The following is a 24,919-nucleotide window of genomic DNA, read 5'->3' on the forward strand; positions in this document are numbered from 1 at the left end:
CGCGATGATGTTACCTGTTCACCCCCCTCTTCCCGCAGGCCACGCGTGGGCGGGCGCTTGGAAAACGGCCGCCGCGACCGCATTGAAGGGGACCCAGGGCGGCCGGGCTGCGTCGCCATTCCCACTTCTTCCTGGATTCACCTGTGACCGCATCCGCCGACACCACCGACCTGCGCACCCGCTTCCTGTTGCCGGAGGCCGGCGTGCGCGGCGTGGCCGTGCGCCTGCGCCAGACCTGGGCCGAACTGCTCGAACCGGCCGACTATCCGCCGCAGGCCCGCGACCTGCTCGGCAAGGCCATCGCCGCCGCCGCGCTGTTCACCGGCCACATCAAGATCGAGGGGCGCCTGTCCGTGCAGCTGCGCGCCAGCCGCGGCCTGCGCACCTTGTTCGCCGAGTGCACCGCCGCGGGCACGGTCCGCGGCATCGTCCAGCTGGGCGAGGCCGGCGACGCGCCGGCCGATCTCACCGCCCTGGGTCAGGATGCCCTGCTCGCCATCACCATCGAGAATCCGGGGCTCGACCCGCGCCAGCCGCAGCGCTACCAGAGCCTGGTCGAGCTGGGCACGCCGACCCTGGACGCCGCGTTCGAAGGCTACTTCCGCAATTCCGAGCAGCTGCCGACGCGCCTGCTGCTGGCCGCCGACGGCGAACAGGTCGCCGGCCTGATGCTGCAGAAGCTGCCCGGCGACGAAGGCGACGCCGACGGCTGGAACCGCGCCGGCCTGCTGTTCGACACCCTCGGCCGCGAAGAACTGCTCGGGACCGCCTCCACCGCCCTGCTGCACCGCCTGTTCCATGAGGAATCGGTATCGGTGCTGGACCAACGGCCCGTGCGCTTCGGCTGCTCCTGCTCGCGCGAGCGGGTGGAAAGCATGCTGGTTTCGCTGGGACGCGAGGAAGCGGAGGCCGCCGCCGAGACCGGGCAGGCCGAGGTCCGCTGCGAATTCTGCGGGCGCACCTACCAGTTCACGCCGGCGCAGATCGACGCGCTGTTCGAGCCCACGCCGATGGTGGCGAGCAGCTCGGAACGGCTGCAGTGAACCGGGCGGCAGCGCACGATTTCACGTCATCCTGGCTTGTTAAATAAACATAAATCAGTTAGCTTGAGGATGTCGGGAGGGGAACTTCATCCCGCTCTGCTGGTCCAAGCCGAACCATGCGCCTGCGTACTTCTCGAACGCTGCTTTCCCTGATGCTCGCCGTGTCCACGGCCGGGACGGGTGCGCTCGCACAGACGCGCGCCAATTCCACCACGATGCTGCCGGTGTGGAACAGCAACGGCCAGGTCGAAGGCGCCCTGATCCTGGAGCCGACCGACGAAGCCGCCGCCGGCGCCCGCTGGCGCATGGGCCGCAACACGCTCAGCGCCGCCTTCGGTCTGGATGCCGGCGAATCGCTCGGCCTGCTGTGCAACAACCGCAATGGCATCGGCAGCAGCATCAGCAGCCTGATCACCTATTGCAACGTCGCCCGTCTGGACGACGACGGCCAGAACAACGGCCAGCACCTCAGCGCCACCACCAGCCTCAGCCGCCCCGGCGGCAAGGTGGGCCTGAGCCTGGGCAGCGGTCACGACACCCTGCCCGCCTGGATGACCGGCAACGGCGTGTCGCCGGGCCGCTTCGAGCAGAACGACCTGGCCGTGTTCGGCCAGAAGAACTTGGGCCGCGAAGGCTTCGTCACCATCGGCGGCACCGTGGCGCACGCCAAACTGGTGCCCGCCTCCGAGCTGACCAGCATTCCCGATCAGTGGACCAGCCGGAGCCTCAGCCTCGGCGGCGGCTACGGCGCCTTCAGCGGAAGCATCATCGGCCGCGTCGTCGACGCCCCCGGTCAGCCGGGCAAGTGGGAAGGCCTGGGTGTCGGCGTGACCTGGCGTACCCCGTGGAGCGGCCAGCTCACCGTCGGTGCCGAGAACATCGTCACCAGCGGCAAGAATCCCTTTGCTCCCAACTCGCCCATCGGCGACGACGGCACCGTGCCTTACGTGCGTTACGAGCAGGATCTGTAAGGGCGCAAGCCCAGAAGACGGATGTAGCACCGACGCGATGCTATTCGCGTCCCGTTGGCCAAGGCCTGATCCTGCAGCACGAGCGGATCCCGCTGCACCTTTCCTGCCGCCCCCCCTCGCCTCAGCTCTTCGGCAGCGTACTGACCGGACCGGCCGATCTGGCTTGACCGTCTGCCTTGCTTTGGAACCGGTCGCTGACTCTAACTCGCCGATAACCTGCGCTCGACTCAGGGTTGGTCATCTCCTGCCAAAGGCGGCCGCCCACCACGAACGGCGCTGCCAAACATCTGCGGGACGCACGATGTGGACGAATACGAGCCGAGGCCCTAGCGCTCAGGCATGACCTTGGGAAACTCGAATGGCCTAGCGCCAAAAGAAGCCTAAAGAAAAAGCCGGCCCTCTTGCGAGGGCCGGCCCTGAAGCACCTACTGTTCCTAGACGCTTACCAGTCGTACGACGCCGAGAACTGCACGTAGCGCGGCGTGCTGAAGCTCACCGGCAGCATGTAGTTATTGTTGACGCTGTACGGACCGTCGTCTTCGCTGGTCTGGACATACGAGGTCGGCTTGCGCTCGTTCAGCACATTGAACACGCTGATGTTGAGGGCCAGCTTGTCGTCGAAGTACGCAGGCTTGTAGGTGACGGCCAGATCGTAGCGGTGCAGCCACGGCGAGGTTTCCTTACCCGGCGGCCAGGCTTCGCCGAAGCAGGTGTGGTAGCTGCTGCCGTAGCCAATCGGGTCCGCAGCCGCCGAATCGTGCGCAATCGTGCCGTCCGGATCGTAGTAGCCGAAGCAGCTGATCGGCGCACCAGAGGAGATCCGGGCGTTCACGCCCACGATCCACTCCGGGGTGATGGCATAGGACACGCGCGCCTTGAGCTGATGACGACGATCGTTGGGCAGATAGCCATCGGCGTACTGCATGATCTGCCACGCATCCCAGTTCTGGCTGGTCGCCACGCCGTTATCGTGCGCGTTGGAGCCCTGGCCGGTATCGGAGTTGGCCGGACCTTCCGAGTTACCCTTCGACTTGCTGAAGGTGTAATCGATGCGCGCCTCCCACTTGCCGTCCCACGGACGCTCCAGGAACAGATCGACGGCCTTGTAGCTACGTTCCAGACGCGGGAAGCCCAGGTCGGCGGACGACACCTTCACGCGCTTGTAGACGCCGTTGACGTTCTGGTAGCTGCTGCCGTTCGGGGTGACTTCCTGCAGGGCGTAGGTGTTGCTGCCGCCAGGATTGAACATGTAGCACGCCGAACCGGCGTAGTACTTGCCGTCCTCGGACTGGCCGATGTAAGCGGCGCGGCTGTAGTCGTAGTTCAGCACTTCCAGGCCGGCGCCTTCCATCAGCGTGACCGGATCGCAGAAGTCGTCGATCGCGGACTTGAGCTTACGCGAGGTGAACTTCGCGCCGCCGGTCCAGTTCTCGGTGAGCTGCGCCTCGAAACCGATCGAGAACTCGTCCTGATACTGGGACTTGATGTCTTCCGGCACGTAGGTGAGCGGATCCTTCGGCGTGCCGAATTCGCCATTGGACGACACCGGGCCAGCCGGGGTATTGGTGCCAATGCGATTGATCGGCGTCAGGCCGGTCGGCGTGCCGTCATCGGCGATACCCGTGTAGGTGTAGTACTCGCGGGTATAGGTCGACGCGCCGACGCCACGGATGGCGACCGCGTTGGGCATGTTGAGGAAGTAACGGCCGGCGTTGGCGAACACCTTCAGCGAGCTGTCCCCGTACACGTCCCAAGCGAAGCCCAGGCGCGGCTGCCACTGCGTGCCGCTGTCCACGAACTTGGTCCCGACCGCATCGAAGTTCTCGTACTGGTCGGCACGAATGCCCAGCGAAACCAGGAAGTTGTCGGTGATCTGCCAGCGGTCTTCCAGGTAGTACGCGTTCTGCTTGTTGTGCATCGACGTGGTGTCGAAGTACTTGAGCTGATAGGTGTAGTAACCGCAGTTGGTGGAAGAACCGTTGGCGTTCGCGCGGTTCGGCGTGCCGTTACAGGCGCCGGCGACCGTACCGGTCGGACCCACGCCCAGCGCGGCGCTGGAGTTGCTGGCGCTGCTCGCTGCCTTGCCGTAAGCCCAGTAATCGGCGACCTGGCTGGTGCCTTCGTTGACGCCTTCCAGCTTGGTGTTATCCACACCAGCGATCAGCGTGTGATCGCCCAGCACCCACTCCAGCTCGGCACGGAAGCCGTTGGTGTAGTCGCTGGTGCTCTTGGTGGCGCGGTAGGTCGCCTGCGAGTTGGTGTTCGGCGTGCCGCCGTTGAGCGAGGGATTCTGGCTGCTCGCACCGGCAATGTACGGCGAACCCGTCAGATAGGGATCGGTGTTGTAGCGGTTGCGCGACCGACCATAGCTCGCGCTCAGGGTCAGATTGTCCGTCAGGTAACCGGTGTACTTGAAGACCGAGAACTCGGTGTTCGAGGTGGTCTTGGTCGCCGGAATCAGATAGTCGCCGTACGCATACGAGTCCCAATCGAACCCGTAGGTGTTACCCGTCTGGTCGTACTTCTCGCTGACGTAGGTCGCCTCCAGCAGGTGATTGTCGGTGATGTTCCAGTTGACCTTGGCATAGACCTTCGGGTCATCCGTGTTGTAGCGGCTGCCGGTCGCGGCAAAACCGGCGTCGGGGTTACCACCCGGCACGTTCTCCTTGCCCTTGGTGGTCTCACCGGACACGAAGAAGAACAGCTTGTCCTTGATGATCGGGCCACCGACGTAGGCGCTGTACACGTTGGACCACTGCAGACGATTGTCGCCGCTGTCGTACTTGGTCCCCGCCAGTTCAGGCGTCGCGTAGCTGTAGTCGGCCGGGAGGCCCAGGTTCGGGAAGTAGCGATCCGGACGCTCGGCCTTCAGGCCGCGGGGGGTGTAAACCACCTGACCGCCGAAGTGCCAGTCGTTGCTGCCGCTCTTGCCGATCTGGCTGATCACGCCGCCGCTGGAGCGGCCGTAGCGCGCACCGTAGCCGCCGGTGTAGGTTTCCTGCTGTTCGATCGAGCCGTACGGCAGCGTGAAGCCGCCGACGTTGGTCATCGGGTTGCCGGAGAAATAACCGTTGAGGTAATAGGCGTTCTCGGCGACGCTCGAACCGCCGAACGAGATCTGGCCACCGAAGTTCGCGCCGTTGCCGGTAACGGCGCCGGGCGACAGCAGGGCGATGGCTTCGGCCGAACGCGCGATCGGCAGGCGACGCAGCTGCTCAGCCGTGATGACCGTACGCGTATCGGTGGCCTTGACGTCGATCACCGGGACCGAGGTGCCACGCACGGTGATGGTGCCCAGATCGGTAGCGCTGCCGCCGAAAGAAACGTTGGCGCCGGAACCGACGGTGACGGTGACGTCCTTCTTGCCGACGCCCGAGGCATCCACCGTGTAGATGCCGACCGGAAGCGAACTGATGTTGTAGCGACCGGACTCATCGGCGGTCACGGTGCGCGTCAGGCCCGTGCTGCTGGTGACGGTAATGGTGGTGCCGGCCGGCACGCTGCCGTAGATGCTGCCGGTGGTGCTCTGTGCCTGTACCCCGGCGGCAACACTCATACTCAGTGCGACGCTGAGCGCGGTGCGTTTCAACCCCTTAGAAAACAACCGCGAACCCTGATGGGTGGTCATAAATGCTCTCTCTCTCTGAAAGTTCGATCCCACTACCAATTGGCCTGGCTCCCCAACCCCTGCCACGGCCGCTTACAGGCACGTTATTTCACCTGCGAGAACCGAGCATAACGCAAAGTTTACGAAAATTGGAACTTTGGAAATCATTGTGAAAAATACCTATCTAATCAGACACTTATCTAATTAGAACGCAAATAATTTCTAATGCATCTAGGGCTTTAAGTGGCGATCGCGCACGCGAAAACGCGGCGGCTGACACAACGGTCAGCCACCGCGTCGGATGTCATCTGACGGGCGTGTTATTCCAGCCGCAGCTCGGCGTCGCCGGAGAAGGTCTCCAGGGTGATCTCGCCTTCGCCGTCGCCGTAGCGGTTGTCGAAGGAGCGGCCGGGGCCGTATTCGGGTTTCTCGATCCTGGCACCGGTGGCCTTGAGGCTGCCGCTGAAGGTCTCGCCGCTGACGTGGGCGGACAGATCCTTCGGTGCCACCAGCAGCACGCTGCCGCTGACGCTGGACAGTGAGAGCTTGCCGTTGCGGGCCAGGGCGGTGGAGACGCGCGTGCTGCCGCTGACGCTGTTGGTGGACAGCTCGCGCAGGCGCTCTTCCTTGACCGCGACCTGGATGCTGCCCGACACCGTTTCGACCTCGACCTCGCCGCTGAGCCGGCCACGCAGATCGACCGCGCCGCTGACGGTCTGCAGATCGACCTGGCTGCTGTTGACCGTGGCGGTGACCGAGCCGCTGACCGTGTTGATCGAGACCTCGCGCGGGGCAGCGGCCACCCGTACCTCGCCGCTGACGCTGTTGATCGACAGCTCGTCGGACGCCACGCCGGACACGTCGATATCGGCCGACACCGAGTGCAGCTCCAGCGAGGCCCGCACCGGCACGGTCAGCTGCAGGTCGGTCGGGCCGGAGGACTTGCCGCCCCAGCCGCCGTCCTTCGGATAGCGCACCTTGATGTCGAGCGAGCCGCCGCCGTCGGCATCGACGTCGAGCTTCTCCACGCCATCGCCGAGCGTGCCGCGCAACTGGACTTCGTTGCGATCCCAGGTGCGCACCTGGATGCGGCCCTTGAGATTGTCCACTTCGACCTTGCCGCGCGCGTCCAGCGGCAGGGTCTGGTTGATCGGGGTGCCGGCCTGGACGGCGGCGCTGCCCAGGAGCAGGGCGAGGAAGACGAGGTGTCGCATGATCGGGGCCTCTAGCTCAGGGCCGCGCGGCGGGTCAGCGCCAGGCGGCGGTCATAGGTGTAACGCAGGGTCTGCAGCAGCTGGGCAGAGCGCGGGTTGTGGTCGATCGCTTCCAGCACCTGGCTGGCGCTGCGATCGAGATCCTCCAGCGCCGGCTGCAGCGCCACCGGCATCGGCGCGCCCTGCATCCGCTCCAGCGCGATCTGGTAATCGCGCGTCATGCGCACGGCCTCGGCACGCAGCGGAGCGTGGCTGGGCGCCCGCGGTGGCGTCTGCGCCAGCGACGGCGTCGGCGCCGAGGACGCGGGATGCAGACCGGACTGCAGGCGCCAGCCGATCACCGCCACCAGCGCCAGCGCGGCGGCCAGGGCGAAGGGCTGCCAGCGCCGCGTGCGCTGTCTGCGCGGCGCGGGGTGCGTTGGCTGCTCGGCGCTGCGCGGTTCCAGCCGTGCGGCGATATCGGGCCAGAGGTCGCGTTCGGGGGGCCGCGTCCTGGCGCAGGGTGCGCAGGGCGAAGCGGAGATCGTCGTCGTGTTGTTCGTTCATTGGTGTGCCTCCAGACGGACCCGCAGCAACTGCCTGGCGCGGTGCAGCTGCGCCTTGGAACTGCCGACGGCCATGCCCAGTGATGCGGAGATTTCCTCATGTTTCCAGCCTTCCACGTCGTGCAGGACCAGCACGGCGCGGGCGCGTGGCGGCAAGGTGCCGATCGCGCGCTCCAGGTCCATGCGCAGGGCCGGTCCCTGCTCGCGCGGGTCGAGCATCGCCACGTCGTCGCCGTCGACCTCCTCTTCCCAGCGTGGACCGGCGCGCCGGCTGCGGAGTTCCATCAACGCGGTATTGACCGCCATGCGGTGCAGCCAGGTGGACAGCGCGCTTTCGAAGCGGAACTCGGGCAGCGCGCGCCACACCCGCACGAAGGTCTCCTGGGTCAGGTCCTCGGCGCGGGCGCCGTGGCCGCCGACCAAGCGCACGATCACGCCGTGCACCTTGCCCACGTGTCGTCGGTAGAGCTGCTCGAAGGCGCGGGTATCGCCGGCGGCGGCGGCGCGCGCCTGTTCGACGTCCACTTCGGTGGCGTCGGTGGCGAGCGGGTCGGTGGCGAAGGTCACGGCCGAGGTCAGCATGCCAGTTCGGATGCGCGCTGCGGCGGGAAGGTTTAAGGCCGTCGCGAACTAATTGGGGATCAGCGCGGCGATCATGTGGTTGACGTAATCCTCGAACTCCTCGTGCTGCATGCGCGGCTGGTGCAGCTGCAGGGACAGCTGCAGGAAGCCGACGTAGGCCGCATAGGCCAGGCGCGCGCGGTGCTGGGCGTCGGTGCGGCTCATGCCGGCCTGGCGAAACGAGGCGATCAGGTAGTCCAGACGGCGCTGGGACACGCGCTGGATGACCGGCGCGACCGCCGGATGGTCCAGCGCCTTGAGCAGCTCACTATAAATAATGTGCGATTTGGCCTCGTGCGCGACCAGCAGGAACAGCTGGCGGAGGCGCTCGCGCGGGTCGGGCACGGCCTCCAGGCTGCCGAACACGCTCTCCTGCTCGACCATCTCCCAGCGCTCCAGCGCGGCCTGCAGCAAGGTGTCGCGCGAGGGGAAATGCCAATAAAAGCTGCCCTTGGTCACACCCAGGCGCCGCGCCAGCGGTTCGACGGCGACCGCGGCCACGCCCTGCTCGGCGACCATGTCCAGCGCGGCCTGGGCCCAGTCGTCGGCGCTCAAACGGGCCGAGCGCGAGGCGGGAACGGGGCGTGGCGAAGGCGCTGGCGTGTTCATCGCCGCATTTAACCATACGCATGAGCATGCAGCGGTACGTTTGCTGCAATGCATCATTTTCTTTTGTTGAATCAAACGCTTGTATGGATTGACGGCGCTCGAAACACACGCCCATACTTGTGCGTATGGTTGACACCCGCTCTCCGCTCGACGCCCCTGGATCGGCCGCCACGCGCGCGGTCGACCTCGTCGGCGCCTGCGGCATCCACTTGGCCGGCACGGCCTACCTGCCCCCGGCGGGTGCGCCGGCGGACCAGGGGTCCGTGCTCTATACCCATGGCTTCGGCCAGACCCGCGGCGCCTGGCAGCGCACTGGCCTGCGCCTGGCCGCGCAGGGGCATGCGGGCCTGGCCTACGACGCGCGCGGCCACGGCGAGTCGCAGCGCAACCCGCAGGAGGTGGCCTACGACGGCGCGCAGTTCGTCGACGACCTGATCATCGTCGCCGGCGAACAGGCCGAGCCGCCGGTGTTGGTCGGTGCCTCGATGGGTGGCCTGTTCGGGCTGCTGGCCGAAAGCCGCTGGCCCGGGCTGTTCTCGGCCGTGGTGCTGGTGGACGTCACCCCGCACTGGGACGAGGCCGGGCTGGCCCGCGTACTGCAGTTCGTCACCGCGCTCCCCGACGGCTTCGACTCGCTCGAGCATGCCGCCGATGTGGTGGCCGGCTATCTGCCGCACCGGCGCGCCCGCAAGACGGCCGACGAGCTGGCCGCGCTGCTGCACGCAGGGGAGGACGGCCGCTGGCACTGGCACTGGGATCGGCGCCTGGTCGACGACCTGGTGCGCGACAGCGCCCGCCATCAGGACGACATCGCCGCGGCGGCGCGCAGCGTGCGCTGCCCGGTGCTGCTGATCAGCGGCGGCCGCAGCGAGCTGGTCTCCGAAGACAACGTGCGCACCTTCCAGGCGCTGGTGCCGCACGCGCAGCACATCCAGGTTCCCAATGTCGGCCACATGCTGGCCGGCGACGACAACGATGCATTCACCGCGGTGGTGCTCGACTACCTGGGCACGCTGGCGCGCGCCCGGCACCCCCGCTCCTTCAATACCGCTTTCGATTCCGCTTCCGGAGCACGCTCATGAGCATCCTGGTCCCGTTCCTCGCCGTCCTGCTGGCCGGCGCGATCGCCGCCTATCACCGCATGCGCCTGGCCACGTGGGCCGCGATCAGCGGCTGCGCCCTGGTCGCGTGCTGGCTGCTCGGCGCCAGCGCCACGGCATGCATCGTGGCCGCGGTCATCGTCGCGGCGATCACCCTGCCGCTGCTGCTGCCGGCCTCGCGCAAGGCGCTGGTCAGCGCGCCGATGATGAAGTTCTTCCGCAAGGTGCTGCCGCCGCTGTCGCAGACCGAGCGCATCGCGCTGGAGACCGGTTCGGTGGGCTTCGAGGGTGAGCTGTTCACCGGCGATCCGGACTGGAACAAGCTGCTCAACTATCCCAAGCCGCAGCTCACCGCCGAGGAGCAGGCCTTCCTGGATGGCCCGGTCGAGGAGCTGTGCCGGATGGTCAACGACTGGGAGATCACCCACGTCCACGCCGACCTGCCGCCCGAGCTGTGGGACTTCATCAAGAAGAACAAGTTCTTCGGCATGATTATTCCCAAGCAGTACGGCGGCCTGGGGTTCTCGGCGCTGGCCCACCACAAGGTGATCCAGAAGCTGGCCTCCATCTCCAGCGTGGTCAGCTCCACGGTCGGCGTGCCCAACTCGCTGGGCCCGGGCGAGCTGCTCAACCACTACGGCACCCAGGAGCAGAAGGACTATTACCTGCCGCGCCTGGCCGTGGGCGAGGAAGTGCCGTGCTTCGGCCTGACCGGGCCGTTCGCCGGCTCCGATGCGACCTCCATCCCCGACTACGGCATCGTCTGCAAGGGCGAGTGGAACGGCGCCAACGTGCTGGGCCTGAAGCTCACCTTCGACAAGCGCTACATCACCCTGGCACCGGTGGCCACGCTGATCGGCCTGGCCTTCCGCATGTACGACCCCGATGGTCTGCTGGGCGACACCAAGGACATCGGCATCACCCTGGCGCTGCTGCCGCGCGACACCGAGGGCGTGGAGATCGGCCGTCGCCACTTCCCGCTCAACTCGCCGTTCCAGAACGGCCCGATCCACGGCAGGGAAGTCTTCATCCCGCTCAGCCAGCTGATCGGCGGGGCCGACATGGCCGGCAAGGGCTGGAACATGCTCAACGAGTGCCTGGCCGTGGGCCGCTCGATCACCCTGCCCTCCACCGCCAGCGGCGGCGCCAAGGCCGGCGCGGTGGTCACCGGCGCCTACGCCCGCATCCGCAAGCAGTTCGGCCTGTCGGTCGGCCGCTTCGAGGGCGTGGAGGAAGCCCTGGCCCGCATCGGCGGCAAGGCCTACATCATCAGCGCGCTGTCGCAGGCCACGGCCGCGGCCGTGGACCGCGGCGACGTGCCGTCGGTGCCGTCGGCCATCGCCAAGTACCACTGCACCAGCATGAGCCGCGAGTGCATCGCCGACATGATGGATGTGATCGGCGGCAAGGGCATCATCCTGGGCCCGCGCAATTTCGCCGGCCGCAGCTGGCAGGCCTCGCCGGTGGCCATCACCGTGGAAGGCGCCAACATCATGACCCGCAGCCTGCTGATCTTCGGCCAGGGCGCGATCCTGTGCCATCCGTGGGTGATGAAGGAGATGAAGGCCGCGCAGGATCCGGACCGCGCCGCGGGTTTGGACGCGTTCGACCGCAGCCTGTTCGGCCATATCGGCTTCGGCATCTCCAACGCGGTGCGTTCGTTCTGGTTCGGCCTGACCGCCTCGCGCATCGGCGCGGCCCCGGGCGATGCCTACACCAAGCGCTTCTTCCGCAAGCTGGACCGCTACTCGGCCAACCTGGCGCTGATGGCCGACATCTCGATGATGACGCTGGGCGGCAAGCTGAAGTTCAAGGAGTCGCTGTCCGGCCGCCTGGGCGATGTGCTCAGCCACATCTACATGACCAGCGCCATGCTCAAGCGCTATCACGACGAGGGCGCGCCGCAGGCCGAGCAGCCGCTGCTGGCCTGGGCCTTCCACAACAGCGTGCACGAGATCGAGCTGGCGCTGTCGGCGGCGCTGCGCAACTTCCCGATTCGTCCGATCGGCTGGCTGATGTGGGCGCTGATCTTCCCCTGGGGCCGCCGTGCCGAGGCGCCCGGCGACCGCCTGGGTCATCGCGTGGCCGCGCTGTTGATGACGCCCAATGCCGCGCGCGATCAGCTGGCCCGCGGTGTGTTCCTGACCCCGTGCGAGAACAACCCGGGTGGCCGCATCGCCAGCTATCTGGCCAAGGCCGTGGCCGCCGAGCCGGTCGAGCGCAAGTTCATCAAGGCGCTCAAGACCAAGGGCATCGAGGCGCTGGACTTCCCGGCGCAGCTGGACGAGGCCGTGCGCGAAGGGCTGATCACCGCAGAGGAGCGCGTGCAGCTGGAAGAGCTGCGTGCGATCACGATGGACACCATCAGCGTGGACGACTTCGACACCGAGGAACTGCGCTCGGCCGGCTACCGCCAGCAGGTGCGACAGGCCGACGCGCGCGAAGCCGCCTGAGTTCCCCGCGCTTTTTTCGTTGCCCAAGACGGCGGACCTCGGTCCGCCGTCGTCTTGTCCGGAGTCGCCTCACATGGCCGCACCTCTCCTGGCGTTGTATCGCCGCCTGCAGCGCTGGCCCGCAGGCGGCTGGCTGTTCTCGCGCGCGGTGTGCTTCAAGGCGCCCTACTTCGGCAGCATCGCCCCGCGCATCACGCGACTGGAAGTCGGGCGCTGCGAGGCGCGCATCGCCGACCGCCGCCGCGTGCACAACCACATCGGCACGGTACATGCCATCGCCCTGTGCAACCTGGCCGAGCTCACCGCCGGCCTGATGACCGACGCCAGCCTGCCCGCCTCGATGCGCTGGATTCCCCAGGGCATGTCGGTGCGCTATCTGAAAAAGGCGGTCGGCCCGCAGCAGGCGGTGGCCACGCCGGCCGCGCCGATACGCGAGGCGACGGAGGGTTATGCGCTGCCGGTGGACGTGGCCGTGCGCGATGCCGCTGGCGACACCGTGTTCACCGCGCAGGTGGACATGTGGGTCTCGCCGAAGCCGGCGCGCGCGCCGCGCTCATAGGCCGGCGAACAGACAGACCAGCGCCAGCGCCGCTGGCGCGGCCTGGATCCACAGGATGCGCCGGCTCACCGTCGCCGCCCCGAAGGCACCGGCCACCACCACGCAGGCCAGGAAGAACGCCACCACGCGCACGTCGCGCAGCAGCAGCCCGCCCCACAGCAGGCCGGCGGCGAGGAAGCCGTTGTAGAGCCCCTGGTTTGCCGCCAGCACGCGCGTGGTCTGCGCCTTCTCCGGCGACATGCGGAAGGTCTTGAGCCCGAGCGGGCGCGTCCACAGCGCCATCTCCAGCACCAGGAACCACAGGTGCAGCAATGCGACCAGGACGGTCAGGACGAGGGCGATGGCAGGCATGGTTCCATCCGGTCGGTGAGCAGGCGCGCAGTGTGCCGCGTGCGCGGCCGGTAAGCACGCGTCCGGCTCAGCGCGGTGCGGCCGACTCGTCGATCTGCTCCACGCGCTTCCACAGGCGCCAGCCGATGCCGGCCGCGGCGAAGGCGGCCAGCGCACTGACCGCGGCAAAGCCACCGATGGTCATCCCGACCGACTTCAGCCCGTTCATGCCGGTGGCGATGGCCACGTCGCCGAAGCGCCACACCGCGGTGTCCACCGCGTTCTGGCCCTTGTAGCGCACGTTGCGCGGCACGCGGGTGTAGAGGCTGTGGCGCGCCGGCTCGGCCATGCCGTAGGCCAGTCCGCGGCTCACCACCAGCGCCAGCACCGTGGGCGCGACCGGGCCGATCAGCACCGGCAGCACGAACAGCGGCGCATGCGGATTGGACGAGCACACCACCAGCAGCAGCACCGCAATGCTGATCACCGACCACAGCAGGATCAGCGTGCCCGGTCCGCGCCGGGGCAGCAGCCAGCGGGTGATGGTCAGCTGCACGATCACCGTGAGCAGGTTGCCGGCCAGGTCCACATCGGCGTGGAAGCGCGTACGCGCCACCGCATCGGCGAAGGTCGCGCCGGAGTAATCGACCAACAGGGCGTAGTTGACCGTGCCGATGCCGTCGGCCAGCAGCAGCAGGATCGCCATGCCGCGCATGAAGGGGTCGGCGAAGATCTGCTTCAGGCCGTCCCACATGCTGCCGCCGAGCGCGGCCTCGTGCCCGTCTTCATGCCGGCGCGCGCCGTGCGCGCTGGCCCAGCGGCCCAGCAGCACCACGCACACGGTCGACACGCCCAGCAGCGCCGCCGACACCAGCAGCAGCGGCGCCACGCCGAGCAGCTGCACCAGCGAGCGCGTCAGCATCGGCCCGGCCAGCGCGCCCAGCGTGCCGGCCACCGCAATGATCGGAAACAGGCGCCGGGACTGCGCCAGGCTCCAGATGTCGGACATGAAGATCCAGAACACCGACACCACGAACAGGTTGAACACGCTCACCCAGACGAAAAACACCATGCCCAGCGCGCGCGGGCTGAGCAGGCCGACCGAGGTAAAGGCCGGAATGAAGGCCAGCTGGCAGACGATGAAGAACAGATACACCAGCGGCACCAGCCGCCGCCTGGGCCAGCGCGAGGCCAGCCCGGCGAACACCGGCGTCAGCAGCAGGGTGGCGATGAAGGTCGCCAGATAGAACCAGGGCAACTGGGTCGAACCCACGGCCGCGGACAGCTGCTCGCGGACCGGGCGCACGACGTAGTAGGCGGCCAGCACACAGAAGAAGCACACGAAGGACAGCGCGAGCGCCCGACCCTCTCCCCCTTCGATCCGGTGGGGCTTGTGCGTGACCACGGGCGGCGACTCCGGCGCGTTCGATTGCCGCGCACGGTAGCCGATGCACTGCAACATCGCCAGCGCACAGGCGCGGATCGCTAGGCGGCCCGCGGCGCCTCGCTGCGCGTGGCCAGCCAGACGCCGATCGCCGCGCAGGCGAATCCCGCGCCCTTGAGCCAGGTCAGGTGCTCGCCCAGGGTGAGGTGGCCGAACACCGCGGTCACCGGCGGCATCAGGAAGAAGAGCGCGGCGACCCTGGTCGCCGCGCCCCGCCGGATCAGCAGGAACAGGAGGGCGAAGCCGCCGATCGAGTTGACCAGCACCAGCCACGCCAGGGCGCCGTGGAAGGCCGCGCTGTCGTCGAAGCGGAACCCCTCCAACAGCGCGAACGGCAAGAGCACCAGCGTGGCGGCGGCATTCTGCACGGTCAGGCCCAGGCGCATGTCCAGGTGCGCGGCGTGACGCTTCTGGTAGAGCGTGCCGGCCGTGATGCCGACCAGCCCCAGTGCCAGCATCGCCCAGGCCTTCAGCGGCGTGGCGCCATCGACGCGGTCAGCCACCACCAGCGCCACGCCGAGCAGGCCTAGGGCCATGCCGAACCAGCGCCACGCGCCCAGCCGCTCGCTGCCGTCCAGGGTGGCCACCAGCGCCACCAGCAGCGGCATGGCGCCGATCACCAGGGCCGACACGCCGGCATTGGCGCCCCACTGGAAGGCCACGTAGACCGCGCCGAAGTGCAGGGCCAGCATCAGCACGCCGGTGGCCGCGCTGTGCAGCAGGTCCACGCGCCGGCAGCGCCCCACCCGCCCGATCAGGGCCAGCGCGCCGAACACGAGCGCGGCGATGCCGAAGCGCAGCGTCAGCGAGGTCAGCGGCGCGGCGTGGGCGACGGCGACCTTGCCGGCGATATAGCCGGTGCACCACACCAGCACGAACCCGATCCCCAGCAGCGCATCGCGGCCGGAACTTGGCGGGGTGTCGGGGGCTGGCGCGGCCATGTCGGGGCATGATCGCCCGCACCTTGCAACGCCGTCATTACCGCTTTGGTCGCGTTGCGAGACGCTGAACAGGGCGCGCGGAGGGCGTGGCGCGCTGTTCAAAAAGATCAATGGGATGAACGAGATGGCCGGCCAATCTCCGGCCGTTTGTGCATTTCTCGACATGAGCGTTATGATCCAAAACACGCCAGATCACGCGGGCATCTCGCACATGAAAAACCTCAGGGGGCGCCATCGTGCGCGATCGCTGACGATGACCTTGTTGGCCGCGCTGCTGCCGCTGGCCGTGTCCTCCACTGCACAGACGCCGACCCTGCCCGCACAGCTGGCGACGGTCACCATGAGCGGCGCCGCCGAAGGCGCGACACAAGCCGCCGCCTGGCGCGCCGCGCCGGCGCCCTACGAATCTCCCACCAAGCCCTTGCCGTATCGCACCGCGCTGTCGCCCAGCGATGTGCGCCCGGTCGCGCCGGGCTTCGACGTCGCCGCGTTCGAGGCGCTGGCCAAGGACCTGACCGTGGGCCAGCGCGTCCCGGGGCTGGCCATGGCCGTGGTCCAGGACGGCCGCATCATCAGCGCCAAGGGGTATGGCGTGACCGATGTGCGCAACCCGCGTCCGATCGATGCGCATACCGTCTTCCGTCTGGCCTCGCTGTCCAAGGCCTTCGCCGGCACGATGGCCGGGCTGCTGGTCAACGACGGCGTGATCCGCTGGGACAGCAAGGTCGCCGACTATGTGCCCAGCTTCCGTCTGATCGATCCGGTCGCCACGCGTGAGGTCACCGTGGCCGACGTGCTCAGCCACCGCACCGGTCTGCGCTGGCACAACGCCTTCGACAACGACATCGAGGGCAACGCGGACTACTACACGGTCTCGCAGAAGCTCGCCACCGCGCCGCTGGGCTGCCGCCCGGGGCAGTGCTACGAGTACCAGAACGTCGCCTTCAGCCTGATCGGCGATGTGGTCTTCGCCGCGACCGGCAGCTTCTACGATCAGGCCGTGGACCGGCGGATCTTCAAGCCGCTGGGCATGAACGACGCCAGCATCGGCCTGGCCGGCATCGAGAACAGCCCGAGCTGGGCCAAGCCGCACGTGCGTGCGCGCAGTGGCTGGGCTTCGATCAATCCCAAGCCGACCTATTACCGTCTGGCGCCGGCCGCCGGCGTCAATGCCAGCGCCAGCGACATGGCGCAGTGGCTGCTGGCGCAGCTGGGCCATCGCCCGGACGTGCTGCCGGCGCCGCTGCTGGCCACGCTGCATGCGCCGCTGATCAGCACGCCGGGCGAGATGCGCGCCGGCTGGCGCGGTGCGCGCGTGGAGTCGGCCAGCTATGCGCTGGCCTGGCGCGTGCTGGATTACTCGGGTCAGCAGGTCGTGTTCCATGCCGGTGCGGTGGAGGGCTATCGCGGCCTGGTCGCGCTGGTGCCGGGGCGCGACTTCGGCGTGGCGATCCTGTGGAACAGCAACAGTCCGCTGCCGTCCGGCCTGTTGCCGACGGTGCTGGACACCGCGCTGGGTCTGTCGCCGCAGCGCTGGCTGGACACCGACATGGCCAAGCAGCTGCTGCTGGCGCAGACCAATGGTCATCCGCTGCCGCAGGCCATGCACGCCGCTTCCGACGACAACGTCAGCGACGACGACGAGGCCGGCGCGGCTTCGAGCAAGGCCGTGGCTGCGCCGCACTGATCCGCCAACCGGCGAACATCAGCCAAGAACGACGCCGGGCTTTGCCCGGCGTTTTTCGTTGGGAAATACCCCCGGCCTCGGATGCGTGGTTGCCGCAGTTCGCGCTGGGCGGGTCGCGGGCTGCTGCCCGTGCGGCGTGCGCCTTCGCAGTGCCGCTCACTGCGGCAGCGTCTGATCGAACGGGTGCCCGGCCGACTGGCGCAAGTAGCCCCTGGAATCAAGACAAGCGGGTCTCTCGGTCGAGGGATCGCGGCGCACGCGTTTCGGCTTCGCAGGGGCAGCGGTCCGTCGGACGGCGATAAAACAGTCCTTGCGAAAATCCCCTGGGAGCCGCCCTTCTGGCCTTCTGGGCCAATGACGACGATGGGGCTTTACCCGCGATCTCTCATCGCGCTTCACGCATATCCTGGTAGTGCCTCATCGCCACCATTGCGGCTCCCCCTGTAGAGCGGAGCTTGCTCCGCTGCTCTTCGTTCGGTTCGTGGGGAAGGCCCCAGCGGAGCAAGCTCCGCTCTACAAGGAGGACGCGGCTGATCTGAGAGACAGTGGTTCCCACGGGATGCGGCGAGCTCATTCCTTTCCCATCCGAGCGTCAGCCAGGGAGGATGACCAACCGAGCAGGTGCGCTCGGCTGGGCGAGGCCGGTCGGCGAATGGATGGGCCAAGACCGCATGCAGGTCGTCAGGCGCTTGACGCCCCTAAGCTCGGCGAGGAACAAAAAAGCCCGGCAACTGCCGGGCTTGATTGCGAACCGGGCCATGCCGAAACGGCGCGACCCGGCGCTTCGCTCAGTCCGTGCCCGGCGCCGGCACCGAAGGGCTCGGCGCAGCCGGCTGCGCTGCCGGAGCGGTGGCCGGTGTCGGCGGCAGCTCCAGCGCGGGATTGCCCTGCTGTTGCTGCAGCTGTTCGATGCGGCGGGTCAGCGCTTCCAGTTCGGTATTGGTGGCGCGCAGGTCGCTGCTCAGGCTCACGGCCTGCTGCTTGTTCTGCTGCAGGGCGTTGCTGACCTGCAGGGCCTGCTGGCGCTGCTGTTCGACTTCGGCCTGAAGTCCCTGCAGGCGCTTCTGGTTCAGTTCGACCATGCGCTCGGTGTAGCGCTTGCCGGCCTCCAGGCGCACGGTGTCGATATAGACCTGGGAGAGCTGGTTGGTCTGGTCGACGAAGGTCTTGTAGACCTGCTCGGCCTGCTCGACCGAGCTGGTGCGGATCACGCGCCAGAACTGCTTGTCGCGGAACAGGGTGACGTAATAGTTGAGCGAGTCGGCATGGAACAGCAGGCTGGCGCCGTAGTTGCCGTTGTAGGTGGTGCGCAGCTCGGTCAGCGAGCCGGCGTCCATCAGGTGGCGCAGCTCCTCGGCGGTGTTGCCGATGCTGGGCTCGGCCACTTCGGCGGTCTGCTCGGGCGGCGGGGCCTGCTTGGTCCGCGTGGCGGCAGGCAGCGGCGCACAGGCCGTGGAGATCAGCACGATGGCCGCGCCGAACCAGATCCTTGACATGCTCCCCCGATGAATCATCCGTCTTGCCCCGACTTCTCTGGCGTGATCGCCCCCCTGCGTTGCGCAGGGCATACGGTCGGGATGTTAGCACGCGGCTTTCGCGGGCCGCAGGGCGCGGGCGCCACTTTGTTCCTGCGCCTGGCAGGCCGATGCCGTGGTCGGCGATGCGCGGGCCGGGCCGGGTGTCGCGTGCGGCGCCGGGGCGGCGCCCTAAAAAAAAACACTTCCTTCCCCGCTGGGCAACCGGGGAAGGAAGCTGCAGTCAGAACGACAGCGCGCGGCGATGTCGCCGCGATACTTCTCGTTAGATCAGCGGCGCCGGGGTTGCCGGCAGAGCGACCGGAGCGGCCTTCTTCTTGGTCGCCTTCTTGGCCGGCGACTTCTTGGCAGCCTTCTTGGCCGGAGCCTTCTTGGCAGCCTTCTTCGCCGGAGCCTTCTTGGCGGCCTTCTTGGCGACCTTCTTCGCCGGGGCCTTCTTGGCGGCCTTCTTCGCGACCTTCTTGGCAGCCTTCTTCACGACCTTCTTCGCCGGGGCCTTCTTAGCGACCTTCTTGGCGGCCTTCTTGGCGACCTTCTTTACAGCCTTCTTGGCGGCCGCTTTCTTGGCGACCTTCTTGACGGCCTTTTTGGCCGGCTTCTTCGCAGCTTTCTTCGTTGCCATGTGATGGCTCCTCGTCAGTGATTACTTTGGATGAAACATCCGTTGCTAAGCCCAGTACTCAAAACGCCGCGGGAGTCGGACCCGCATGCAGCCGCCGACGCGCCATGCGCGCTGGGGCGGATCTGTTGCGACGCCGGCCGGGGCCGACGTCGTGCACCCGTCAAAGCAAAGACACCTGCGGCGACTGCGGCGCAGGTGTCGATGCGGATCGGGGTTCGAATTTCTTCAGGGGAAGCGAAGCCTTCGACCATCCTGCCGGGGGTACGGGCGGGCGACCTTGCCGTTGTGGGTTTCGTCGCGATGACCGACTCGCTTGATTTGCATAGCGCCTGTGCGCGTTGGGGCGAAACCTAATCACGGTTTTTTCTAGTGTCAATGGTTTTTCAGAAAAATTTCTCATGCGTTTTGAAGCGCGTCATCGCCTTGCCGCGACGGCCTGCCGAGCCGATGGCGTTCGAACCGATGGCGCGGCGACACGCGCGCGACAACGCATGTCGAGCAGAGTGCTTTTTTTATGCAGTTTGCTGCGCGCGTCGCGCGTGACGCGGCTGCCGACGCATGCGCTTGGACGCGCGTGCCGATGGTGGCGCCGAAGGTGTCGCGCAGTTGAATCGCACCTGATTCCGAAGGCGCTCGCGGCATGCGTTTTCGCGTCGCACAAGCTGCCTCGCGCGCCAACTGCGCAAACTTTTTCCAAGCGCGCGGCGTCCTGCGCATGCCGATCGCCTGCCATGTCGATGCAGGCGAGCGTCTCGACGACACGAACATCACGCCGCGATGGCGCCGGAACGGACCCATAAAAAAACGCCGCGTCCAGGACGCGGCGTTGGTCTTGCGTGCGACGCCGGCACCGGGCCGGCGTGCATGGATCATTCTTCGTCTTCTTCCAGCTGCTCGGCGTAGTCGTCCGGGCCGAGCAGGTCGTTGAGCTCGTCGGCGTCGCTGATCTCGACCACGAACAGCCAGCCTTCGCCATAGGCGTCCTCGTTGATGGTCTCCGGCTTGTCGGCCAGCGCCTCGTTGACCTCGACGACCGTGCCCGACACCGGGCTGTAGACGTCCGAGGCGGCCTTGACCGACTCGACCACCGCGCAGGCGTTGCCGGCGGTGACCGCATCGCCCACGTTGGGCAGCTCGACGTAGACCAGGTCGCCCAGCAGCCCCTGGGCATGGTCGGAAATGCCGACGGTGACGCGGCCGTTGCCTTCGACACGCGCCCACTCGTGGGACTTGAGGAATTTCAGATCACCAGGGATCTCGCTCATGAGGATGCTCCGGCCGGTTGGGCGCGATGGTTGGGAATGGCGCAAGTCTAACGAAAGGCCGCCGCGACTTGTCACCCGGCGCGGTACGGCGCGCGGCCGCTGCGCAGGGCGTCGTCGAGCAGATCGATCCGATCCTGGCCCCAGAACGGCTCGCCGTCGCGCACGTAACCCGGCAGGCCAGGGAGGCCGGCATCGATCGCGGCGCGGGTGTTGTCCTGGTGGGTCGCATGGGTCTGGGGCGCGTCGGCCAGCGCGAGCACCGCCTCGGCATCGAAAGCCGTGCGCGGACAGCAGCGTCGCCAGCGTCGCGCGATCGGCCAGGTCCTGCTCGTTGGCCCACAGCGCGGCGAACGCGTCGGCCATGTAGGCCTGCGGATCGTGGCCCTGCGCGATCAGCGCGATCACCGTGCGATCGGCCAGGGCGATATCGCAGGGGTAGAACTTCGGCCGCAGGTTCAGCGGCAGGCCGCGCTGCTCGCGCACGCGCTGCAGTTCGATCAGCCGGTAGGCCTGGCGCACCGGCGGACGCTGCGCCAGCGGCAGGGCGCCGACCTCGCCGAACAGATCGAAGATCCGCACCGGCCGCGTGCGCACGACCGCGCCGTGGCGCGCGGCCATGTCCAGGAACGCCCGATGTCCGAGGTACGACCAGGGCGAAAGCAGGGTGACGAAGTAGTCCAGTTGCTCGGCCATGGTCGCGAGCCGCCTTTAGACGAGGACGCCGGGCTGCGGCTGCCCGTCGCGGACGAAGGGGAACTTGACCACGCGCACCGGCACTTCGCGGCCGCGGATGTCCACGCGTACCTCACCCGGCTCGCCGCTGGGAACGCGGGCGAAGGCGATGGCCTTGCCCAGGGTCGGCGAGAAGGTGCCGGACAGGATCTCGCCCTCGCCCTGCGCGGTGAGCACTTTCTGGCCGTGACGCAGCACGCCCTTCTCGTCCATCACCAGGCCGATCAGCTGGCGCGGCGCGCCCTGCAGGTGCTGGGCCTCGAGCACCTCGCGGCCGACGAACTCGCGGCCCTCATCCAGCGCCACGGTCCAGCCCATCGCCGCCTCGTAGGGCGAGACGGTCTCGTCCATGTCCTGGCCGTAGAGATTCATACCGGCCTCCAGGCGCAGCGTGTCGCGCGCGCCGAGGCCGGCCGGCTTGACCCCGGCTTCCAGCAGCGCGTCCCAGAACGCCACGGCGCGCTCGGCCGGCAGCACGATCTCGAAGCCGTCCTCACCGGTGTAGCCGGTGCGGGCGAGGAACAGTTCTACCCCGGCGCTACTGACCGCATCCAGCGCGGCGAAGCGCGCCAGCTTGTCGGCCGCCTCGCGATCCTCCTCGCGCAGCAGGCCAATGACCTTGGCGCGCGCGTTCGGCCCCTGCACGGCGATCATCGCCAGCTCGGGGCGCTCGATCACTTCCACGCCATAGGCGGCGGCCTGCTTGTTGATCCAGCCCAGGTCCTTCTCGCGGGTGGCCGCGTTGACCACCAAGCGGAAGAAGGCGTCCTCCAGGAAGTACACGATCAGGTCGTCGATCACCCCGCCGTTGGCGTCGAGCATCGCGGTGTACAGCGCCTTGCCCGGCTTCTTGAGCTTGTCCACCGAGTTGGCGACCAGGTAGCGCAGGAACTCGCGCACGCGCGGGCCGCGCAGGTCGACCACGGTCATGTGGCTGACGTCGAACATGCCGGCGTCGCGGCGCACGGCGTGGTGTTCCTCGATCTGCGAGCCGTAGCTGATCGGCATGTCCCAGCCGCCGAAATCGACCATCTTGGCGCCGAGCGCGCGGTGGCTGTCGTTGAGGATCGTCTTCTGGGTCATGGGCTGGTCCTTACAAAGAGGCCGGCATTATCCCAGAACCTCGCCGCCCCGCGGCCGTGACCCAGGCCACGGCCGCGCCGGTCAGGCCGCTTCCACCTGCAGGGTCATGCCGTCGGTGGACACCACGCGCACCGCCGCGCCGGCCGGCAGGTCTGGGCCTGCCACGCTCCAGTAAGTGTCGGCGAGCTGGATGCGGCCACGGCCGCGCACGATGGGCTGCTCGAGCACGGCGGTCTGGCCGACAAGCTGTTCGGCGCGCCGGTTGAGCAAGGGCTTGTCGCTGATCTGCGCACGGGCGCGGAACCAGCGCCGGTACACCAGCACCGAGGCGATGGCGAACACCGCGAACAGCGCCGCCTGCGGCAGCACCTCCAGCCCGGGCGCGACCAGCATCACCAGCACCATCGCCGTGGCGGCGAAGCCCAACCACATCAGCGAGGCGCCGGGTACCAACGCCTCGGCGGCGAACAGCACCAGCGCCAGGCCAGCCCAGAACGCCAGGCGCAGGGTTACCGCGTCAAACGCCGGCACGCGGCACCTTCGGCGGCATGGCCGGCGGCCGCGGGCCGTCCTCGCCCAGCGCCTGGCGCGCCAGCTGCGCGATGCCGCCGAGCGAGCCGATCATGCCCGAGGCCTCCATCGGCATCAGCACGAACTTCTGGTTGGGCGCGGTGGCCAGCTCCTTGAACGCCTCGACGTACTTCTGCGCCACGAAGTAGTTGATCGCCTGCACATCGCCGTCGGCGATGGCCTGGGACACCAGGGTGGTGGCCTTGGCCTCCGCCTCGGCCAGGCGCTCGCGCGCCTCGGCCTCGCGATAGGCGGCCTCGCGCTTGCCCTCGGCCTCGAGGATGGCGCTCTGCTTCTCGCCCTCGGCGCGCAGGATCTCCGACTGGCGCGCGCCCTCGGCTTCCAGGATCGAGGCGCGCTTGTCGCGCTCGGCCTTCATCTGCCGGGCCATCGAATCGACCAGGTCGCGCGGCGGCTGGATGTCCTTAATCTCGATGCGGTTGACCTTGACGCCCCACGGACTGGTGGCGTGGTCGACCACGCCCAGCAGGCGCGCGTTGATGGTCTCGCGGTTGCTGAGCGACTCGTCCAGGTCCATCGAGCCGATGACGGTGCGGATGTTGGTCTGCACCAGGGCGATCATCGCCTGGTCCAGGTTGGACACTTCATAGGCCGCCTTGGCCGCGTCCAGCACTTGGAAGAACACCACCCCGTCCACCTTCACCACCGCGTTGTCCTTGGTGATGACTTCCTGCGAGGGCACGTCGAAGACCTGCTCCATCATGTTGACCTTGCGGCCAATGCCTTGCATGACAGGGATGAGAACGTGCAGGCCCGGCGTCAGTGTCGCCGTGTACTTGCCGAACTGCTCGACGGTGTACTCAAAACCCTGCGGAATGACACGCACGCTTCGCAGCAGCAAAATAACGACAGCAGTCACCAAGACAAAAGCCAGAATCGCTCCCGCTCCCATTGCACTCCCCTTGCCTGTCGCCCGAGGCGGGCGCTCCCGAGTACGATTATAGGGTCGGGCCTGCGGGATGCGCCGCCGTACGGGGCGGCCGCCGCACCTTCATCGATCGGCGGGCGCCGGCGCGGCTTCCACATACTTGGCGAACACCGCATCGGTGTCGGCGGCCTTGACCTTGCCGCCCTGCACCAGGGTGTCGGCCTGCTCGAACAGCGGCATCACCATCGCCATGCCATCGAGCTTGGTCTTCAGGTGCAGCCCCGGCGGCGCGTTCAGGAATCCGGCCCAGCGCGCGCGCACGCCGGCCCAGAAGTCGCTGGTCGCCTTCCAGTAGGCGTAGGCCGGGGCGAAGTCGACCTGGCTGTCGCGGCGGTAGTCGTCGAAGCCGAACTCACGCGCGATCTCCACCTGGCGGCCGTCGGGCCTGCGCAGCACCTTGGTGTTGAACTGCTCGTGGCTCCAGCCGTTGGGCGTGATGGTGTGGCGGTTGACCACGCGCAGGGCGTTGTAGTCGCTGCGGCGGGTGTATTCGCGGCGCGGCAGCGGGCGCCAGCTCTCGTCGCTGGTCCAGGTCGCCACCTCGCCGCTGTAGGTCCAGCGCCCGGTGCCGCAGTAGCGCGGCGCGTCGCTGACCTCGTACACGCACTGGGTCCAGGCGCCGGCGGTCTCCTGCGGCGACAGCGCGCGCACGGTCCAGGTCTGGTCGGCGCTGAACTCGAACCGCCGCGGCGCCTGGTAGACCCAGTCCTCGCGCCAGTGCTTGGTGACGTGGCCGCTCTTGCCGTCGACCAGCAGGTGCTGCAGCACCACCCGCGTGGGCGTGTCCTCGACCACGACCACCGCCTCGTCGGCGCTGCTGCGCATGGCCGCGGCGCGCTCGTAGCCGGGCTGCAGCAGCACGGTCTCGTCGAAGGCGAAGTCCACCGCGAACTCTCCTGCGATCTTCACGATGGCCGCATGGTCGCGCGCCGGATCGGCGGATTGCGCATGCGCCGGCGCGAGCACGGCGAGGGCCGCGAGCGCGGCGATGGACAGGCGACAGGACATGGAAGGCTTTCCTTTGACTTGGGACAGAGGC

The 24,919-nt window shown here is 67.8% G+C and carries 22 protein-coding genes and 1 pseudogene; 6 read left to right on the forward strand and 17 right to left on the reverse strand.

Annotation, left to right across the window (positions count from 1 at the left end; genetic code table 11):
- Window positions 1-143 precede the first annotated feature (143 nt).
- Together QE438_RS09195 and QE438_RS09200 are read left to right on the forward strand one after the other, a co-directional pair.
- Window positions 144-1,043, forward strand: a complete 900-nt coding sequence (locus tag QE438_RS09195; protein WP_130528511.1) for an Hsp33 family molecular chaperone HslO — start codon at window positions 144-146, stop codon at window positions 1,041-1,043.
- Between the two features lie 152 nt (window positions 1,044-1,195).
- A complete protein-coding gene (locus QE438_RS09200) occupies window positions 1,196-2,014 on the forward strand; it encodes a hypothetical protein (protein ID WP_130517666.1) in 819 nt (272 codons plus the stop codon).
- Between the two features lie 442 nt (window positions 2,015-2,456).
- Here the strand turns inward: QE438_RS09200 and QE438_RS09205 are convergent, their stop codons facing one another.
- From QE438_RS09205 to QE438_RS09225, 5 genes are all read right to left on the reverse strand, one after another.
- Window positions 2,457-5,570 (reverse strand): TonB-dependent receptor, encoded by a 3,114-nt coding sequence (locus tag QE438_RS09205; protein ID WP_306990912.1) that lies wholly within the window; start codon window positions 5,568-5,570, stop codon window positions 2,457-2,459.
- 371 nt (window positions 5,571-5,941) lie between these two features.
- On the reverse strand, window positions 5,942-6,835 hold the full coding sequence (locus QE438_RS09210) for a DUF4097 family beta strand repeat-containing protein (protein WP_306990910.1): 894 nt from the start codon (window positions 6,833-6,835) through the stop codon (window positions 5,942-5,944).
- Window positions 6,836-6,846: 11 nt separating this feature from the next.
- A complete protein-coding gene (locus QE438_RS09215; RefSeq protein ID WP_309733658.1) occupies window positions 6,847-7,176 on the reverse strand; it encodes a hypothetical protein in 330 nt (109 codons plus the stop codon).
- Between the two features lie 201 nt (window positions 7,177-7,377).
- A complete protein-coding gene (locus QE438_RS09220; protein WP_130524902.1) occupies window positions 7,378-7,962 on the reverse strand; it encodes an RNA polymerase sigma factor in 585 nt (194 codons plus the stop codon).
- A 48-nt stretch (window positions 7,963-8,010) separates the two neighbouring features.
- Window positions 8,011-8,610, reverse strand: a complete 600-nt coding sequence (locus QE438_RS09225; protein WP_130517351.1) for a TetR/AcrR family transcriptional regulator — start codon at window positions 8,608-8,610, stop codon at window positions 8,011-8,013.
- A gap of 125 nt (window positions 8,611-8,735) precedes the next feature.
- Between QE438_RS09225 and QE438_RS09230 the strand changes: the two genes are divergently transcribed.
- From QE438_RS09230 to QE438_RS09240, 3 genes are all read left to right on the forward strand, one after another.
- Entirely contained in the window at window positions 8,736-9,692 is a 957-nt protein-coding gene (locus QE438_RS09230; RefSeq protein WP_306990908.1) for an alpha/beta hydrolase, read from the forward strand.
- On the forward strand, window positions 9,689-12,163 hold the full coding sequence (locus QE438_RS09235) for an acyl-CoA dehydrogenase (RefSeq protein ID WP_306990906.1): 2,475 nt from the start codon (window positions 9,689-9,691) through the stop codon (window positions 12,161-12,163). Before QE438_RS09230 ends, QE438_RS09235 begins: the two co-directional genes overlap by 4 nt.
- A 73-nt stretch (window positions 12,164-12,236) precedes the next feature.
- On the forward strand, window positions 12,237-12,722 hold the full coding sequence (locus QE438_RS09240; RefSeq protein WP_306990903.1) for a hotdog fold domain-containing protein: 486 nt from the start codon (window positions 12,237-12,239) through the stop codon (window positions 12,720-12,722).
- Here the strand turns inward: QE438_RS09240 and QE438_RS09245 are convergent.
- The 3 genes from QE438_RS09245 to QE438_RS09255 all read right to left on the reverse strand — a co-directional run bounded on the left by QE438_RS09245 (window position 12,717) and on the right by QE438_RS09255 (window position 15,437).
- Complete coding sequence (locus QE438_RS09245; RefSeq protein WP_131660440.1) at window positions 12,717-13,073, reverse strand: DUF1304 domain-containing protein; 357 nt, start codon at window positions 13,071-13,073, stop codon at window positions 12,717-12,719. The genes QE438_RS09240 and QE438_RS09245 overlap by 6 nt on opposite strands.
- A gap of 67 nt (window positions 13,074-13,140) precedes the next feature.
- On the reverse strand, window positions 13,141-14,457 hold the full coding sequence (locus tag QE438_RS09250; RefSeq protein WP_235873226.1) for an MFS transporter: 1,317 nt from the start codon (window positions 14,455-14,457) through the stop codon (window positions 13,141-13,143).
- A gap of 80 nt (window positions 14,458-14,537) precedes the next feature.
- On the reverse strand, window positions 14,538-15,437 hold the full coding sequence (locus tag QE438_RS09255) for a DMT family transporter (RefSeq protein WP_306990901.1): 900 nt from the start codon (window positions 15,435-15,437) through the stop codon (window positions 14,538-14,540).
- Window positions 15,438-15,648: 211 nt separating this feature from the next.
- Here QE438_RS09255 and QE438_RS09260 point away from each other — a divergent pair, with 211 nt between their 5' ends.
- A complete protein-coding gene (locus QE438_RS09260) occupies window positions 15,649-17,124 on the forward strand; it encodes a serine hydrolase domain-containing protein (RefSeq protein WP_130517337.1) in 1,476 nt (491 codons plus the stop codon).
- A gap of 788 nt (window positions 17,125-17,912) precedes the next feature.
- On the opposite strand, the gene QE438_RS09265 is transcribed toward QE438_RS09260, so the two are convergent.
- The 9 genes and pseudogenes from QE438_RS09265 to QE438_RS09305 form a co-directional block, all read right to left on the reverse strand.
- A complete protein-coding gene (locus QE438_RS09265) occupies window positions 17,913-18,620 on the reverse strand; it encodes a DUF2968 domain-containing protein (RefSeq protein ID WP_235871647.1) in 708 nt (235 codons plus the stop codon).
- A 304-nt stretch (window positions 18,621-18,924) separates the two neighbouring features.
- Window positions 18,925-19,281, reverse strand: coding sequence for a histidine biosynthesis protein HisIE (locus tag QE438_RS09270; RefSeq protein WP_130517333.1), 357 nt, complete (start codon window positions 19,279-19,281; stop codon window positions 18,925-18,927).
- A gap of 396 nt (window positions 19,282-19,677) precedes the next feature.
- Window positions 19,678-20,154, reverse strand: coding sequence for a hypothetical protein (locus QE438_RS09275; protein ID WP_306990899.1), 477 nt, complete (start codon window positions 20,152-20,154; stop codon window positions 19,678-19,680).
- Entirely contained in the window at window positions 20,151-20,546 is a 396-nt protein-coding gene (gene gcvH, locus QE438_RS09280) for a glycine cleavage system protein GcvH (protein ID WP_130517329.1), read from the reverse strand. The genes QE438_RS09275 and gcvH overlap by 4 nt, the downstream gene beginning before the upstream one ends.
- A gap of 285 nt (window positions 20,547-20,831) precedes the next feature.
- Window positions 20,832-21,239, reverse strand: a pseudogene (locus QE438_RS09285) (DsbA family protein); the annotation flags it as partial.
- A gap of 15 nt (window positions 21,240-21,254) precedes the next feature.
- Complete coding sequence (gcvT, locus tag QE438_RS09290; protein WP_306990896.1) at window positions 21,255-22,361, reverse strand: glycine cleavage system aminomethyltransferase GcvT; 1,107 nt, start codon at window positions 22,359-22,361, stop codon at window positions 21,255-21,257.
- Between the two features lie 81 nt (window positions 22,362-22,442).
- Window positions 22,443-22,892, reverse strand: coding sequence for an NfeD family protein (locus QE438_RS09295; protein ID WP_306990894.1), 450 nt, complete (start codon window positions 22,890-22,892; stop codon window positions 22,443-22,445).
- Complete coding sequence (locus tag QE438_RS09300; RefSeq protein WP_306990892.1) at window positions 22,879-23,844, reverse strand: SPFH domain-containing protein; 966 nt, start codon at window positions 23,842-23,844, stop codon at window positions 22,879-22,881. Before QE438_RS09300 ends, QE438_RS09295 begins: the two co-directional genes overlap by 14 nt.
- Before the next feature lie 99 nt (window positions 23,845-23,943).
- Window positions 23,944-24,888: a DUF6607 family protein gene (locus tag QE438_RS09305; protein ID WP_306990890.1), complete on the reverse strand. Its 945-nt coding sequence runs from the start codon at window positions 24,886-24,888 to the stop codon at window positions 23,944-23,946.
- Window positions 24,889-24,919 lie beyond the last annotated feature (31 nt).

Origin of the sequence: Pseudoxanthomonas sp. SORGH_AS_0997 (assembly GCF_031453535.1) — a bacterium.
GTDB lineage: Bacteria > Pseudomonadota > Gammaproteobacteria > Xanthomonadales > Xanthomonadaceae > Pseudoxanthomonas_A > Pseudoxanthomonas_A winnipegensis.

Excerpts from the sequence above, each read along its gene's own strand:
- QE438_RS09245 (WP_131660440.1), bottom strand. The coding sequence starts at position 13,073 with ATGCCTGCCATCGCCCTCGTCCTGACCGTCCTGGTCGCATTGCTGCAC.
- QE438_RS09275 (WP_306990899.1), bottom strand. The coding sequence starts at position 20,154 with ATGATCCATGCACGCCGGCCCGGTGCCGGCGTCGCACGCAAGACCAAC.
- QE438_RS09305 (WP_306990890.1), bottom strand. The coding sequence starts at position 24,888 with ATGTCCTGTCGCCTGTCCATCGCCGCGCTCGCGGCCCTCGCCGTGCTC.
- gcvT (WP_306990896.1), bottom strand. The coding sequence starts at position 22,361 with ATGACCCAGAAGACGATCCTCAACGACAGCCACCGCGCGCTCGGCGCC.
- QE438_RS09260 (WP_130517337.1), top strand. The coding sequence starts at position 15,649 with ATGAAAAACCTCAGGGGGCGCCATCGTGCGCGATCGCTGACGATGACC.
- gcvH (WP_130517329.1), bottom strand. The coding sequence starts at position 20,546 with ATGAGCGAGATCCCTGGTGATCTGAAATTCCTCAAGTCCCACGAGTGG.
- QE438_RS09255 (WP_306990901.1), bottom strand. The coding sequence starts at position 15,437 with ATGGCCGCGCCAGCCCCCGACACCCCGCCAAGTTCCGGCCGCGATGCG.
- QE438_RS09210 (WP_306990910.1), bottom strand. The coding sequence starts at position 6,835 with ATGCGACACCTCGTCTTCCTCGCCCTGCTCCTGGGCAGCGCCGCCGTC.
- QE438_RS09300 (WP_306990892.1), bottom strand. The coding sequence starts at position 23,844 with ATGGGAGCGGGAGCGATTCTGGCTTTTGTCTTGGTGACTGCTGTCGTT.
- QE438_RS09230 (WP_306990908.1), top strand. The coding sequence starts at position 8,736 with ATGGTTGACACCCGCTCTCCGCTCGACGCCCCTGGATCGGCCGCCACG.
- QE438_RS09240 (WP_306990903.1), top strand. The coding sequence starts at position 12,237 with ATGGCCGCACCTCTCCTGGCGTTGTATCGCCGCCTGCAGCGCTGGCCC.
- QE438_RS09225 (WP_130517351.1), bottom strand. The coding sequence starts at position 8,610 with ATGAACACGCCAGCGCCTTCGCCACGCCCCGTTCCCGCCTCGCGCTCG.
- QE438_RS09220 (WP_130524902.1), bottom strand. The coding sequence starts at position 7,962 with ATGCTGACCTCGGCCGTGACCTTCGCCACCGACCCGCTCGCCACCGAC.
- QE438_RS09270 (WP_130517333.1), bottom strand. The coding sequence starts at position 19,281 with ATGGCAACGAAGAAAGCTGCGAAGAAGCCGGCCAAAAAGGCCGTCAAG.
- QE438_RS09205 (WP_306990912.1), bottom strand. The coding sequence starts at position 5,570 with ATGAGTGTTGCCGCCGGGGTACAGGCACAGAGCACCACCGGCAGCATC.
- QE438_RS09265 (WP_235871647.1), bottom strand. The coding sequence starts at position 18,620 with ATGTCAAGGATCTGGTTCGGCGCGGCCATCGTGCTGATCTCCACGGCC.
- QE438_RS09235 (WP_306990906.1), top strand. The coding sequence starts at position 9,689 with ATGAGCATCCTGGTCCCGTTCCTCGCCGTCCTGCTGGCCGGCGCGATC.
- QE438_RS09200 (WP_130517666.1), top strand. The coding sequence starts at position 1,196 with ATGCTCGCCGTGTCCACGGCCGGGACGGGTGCGCTCGCACAGACGCGC.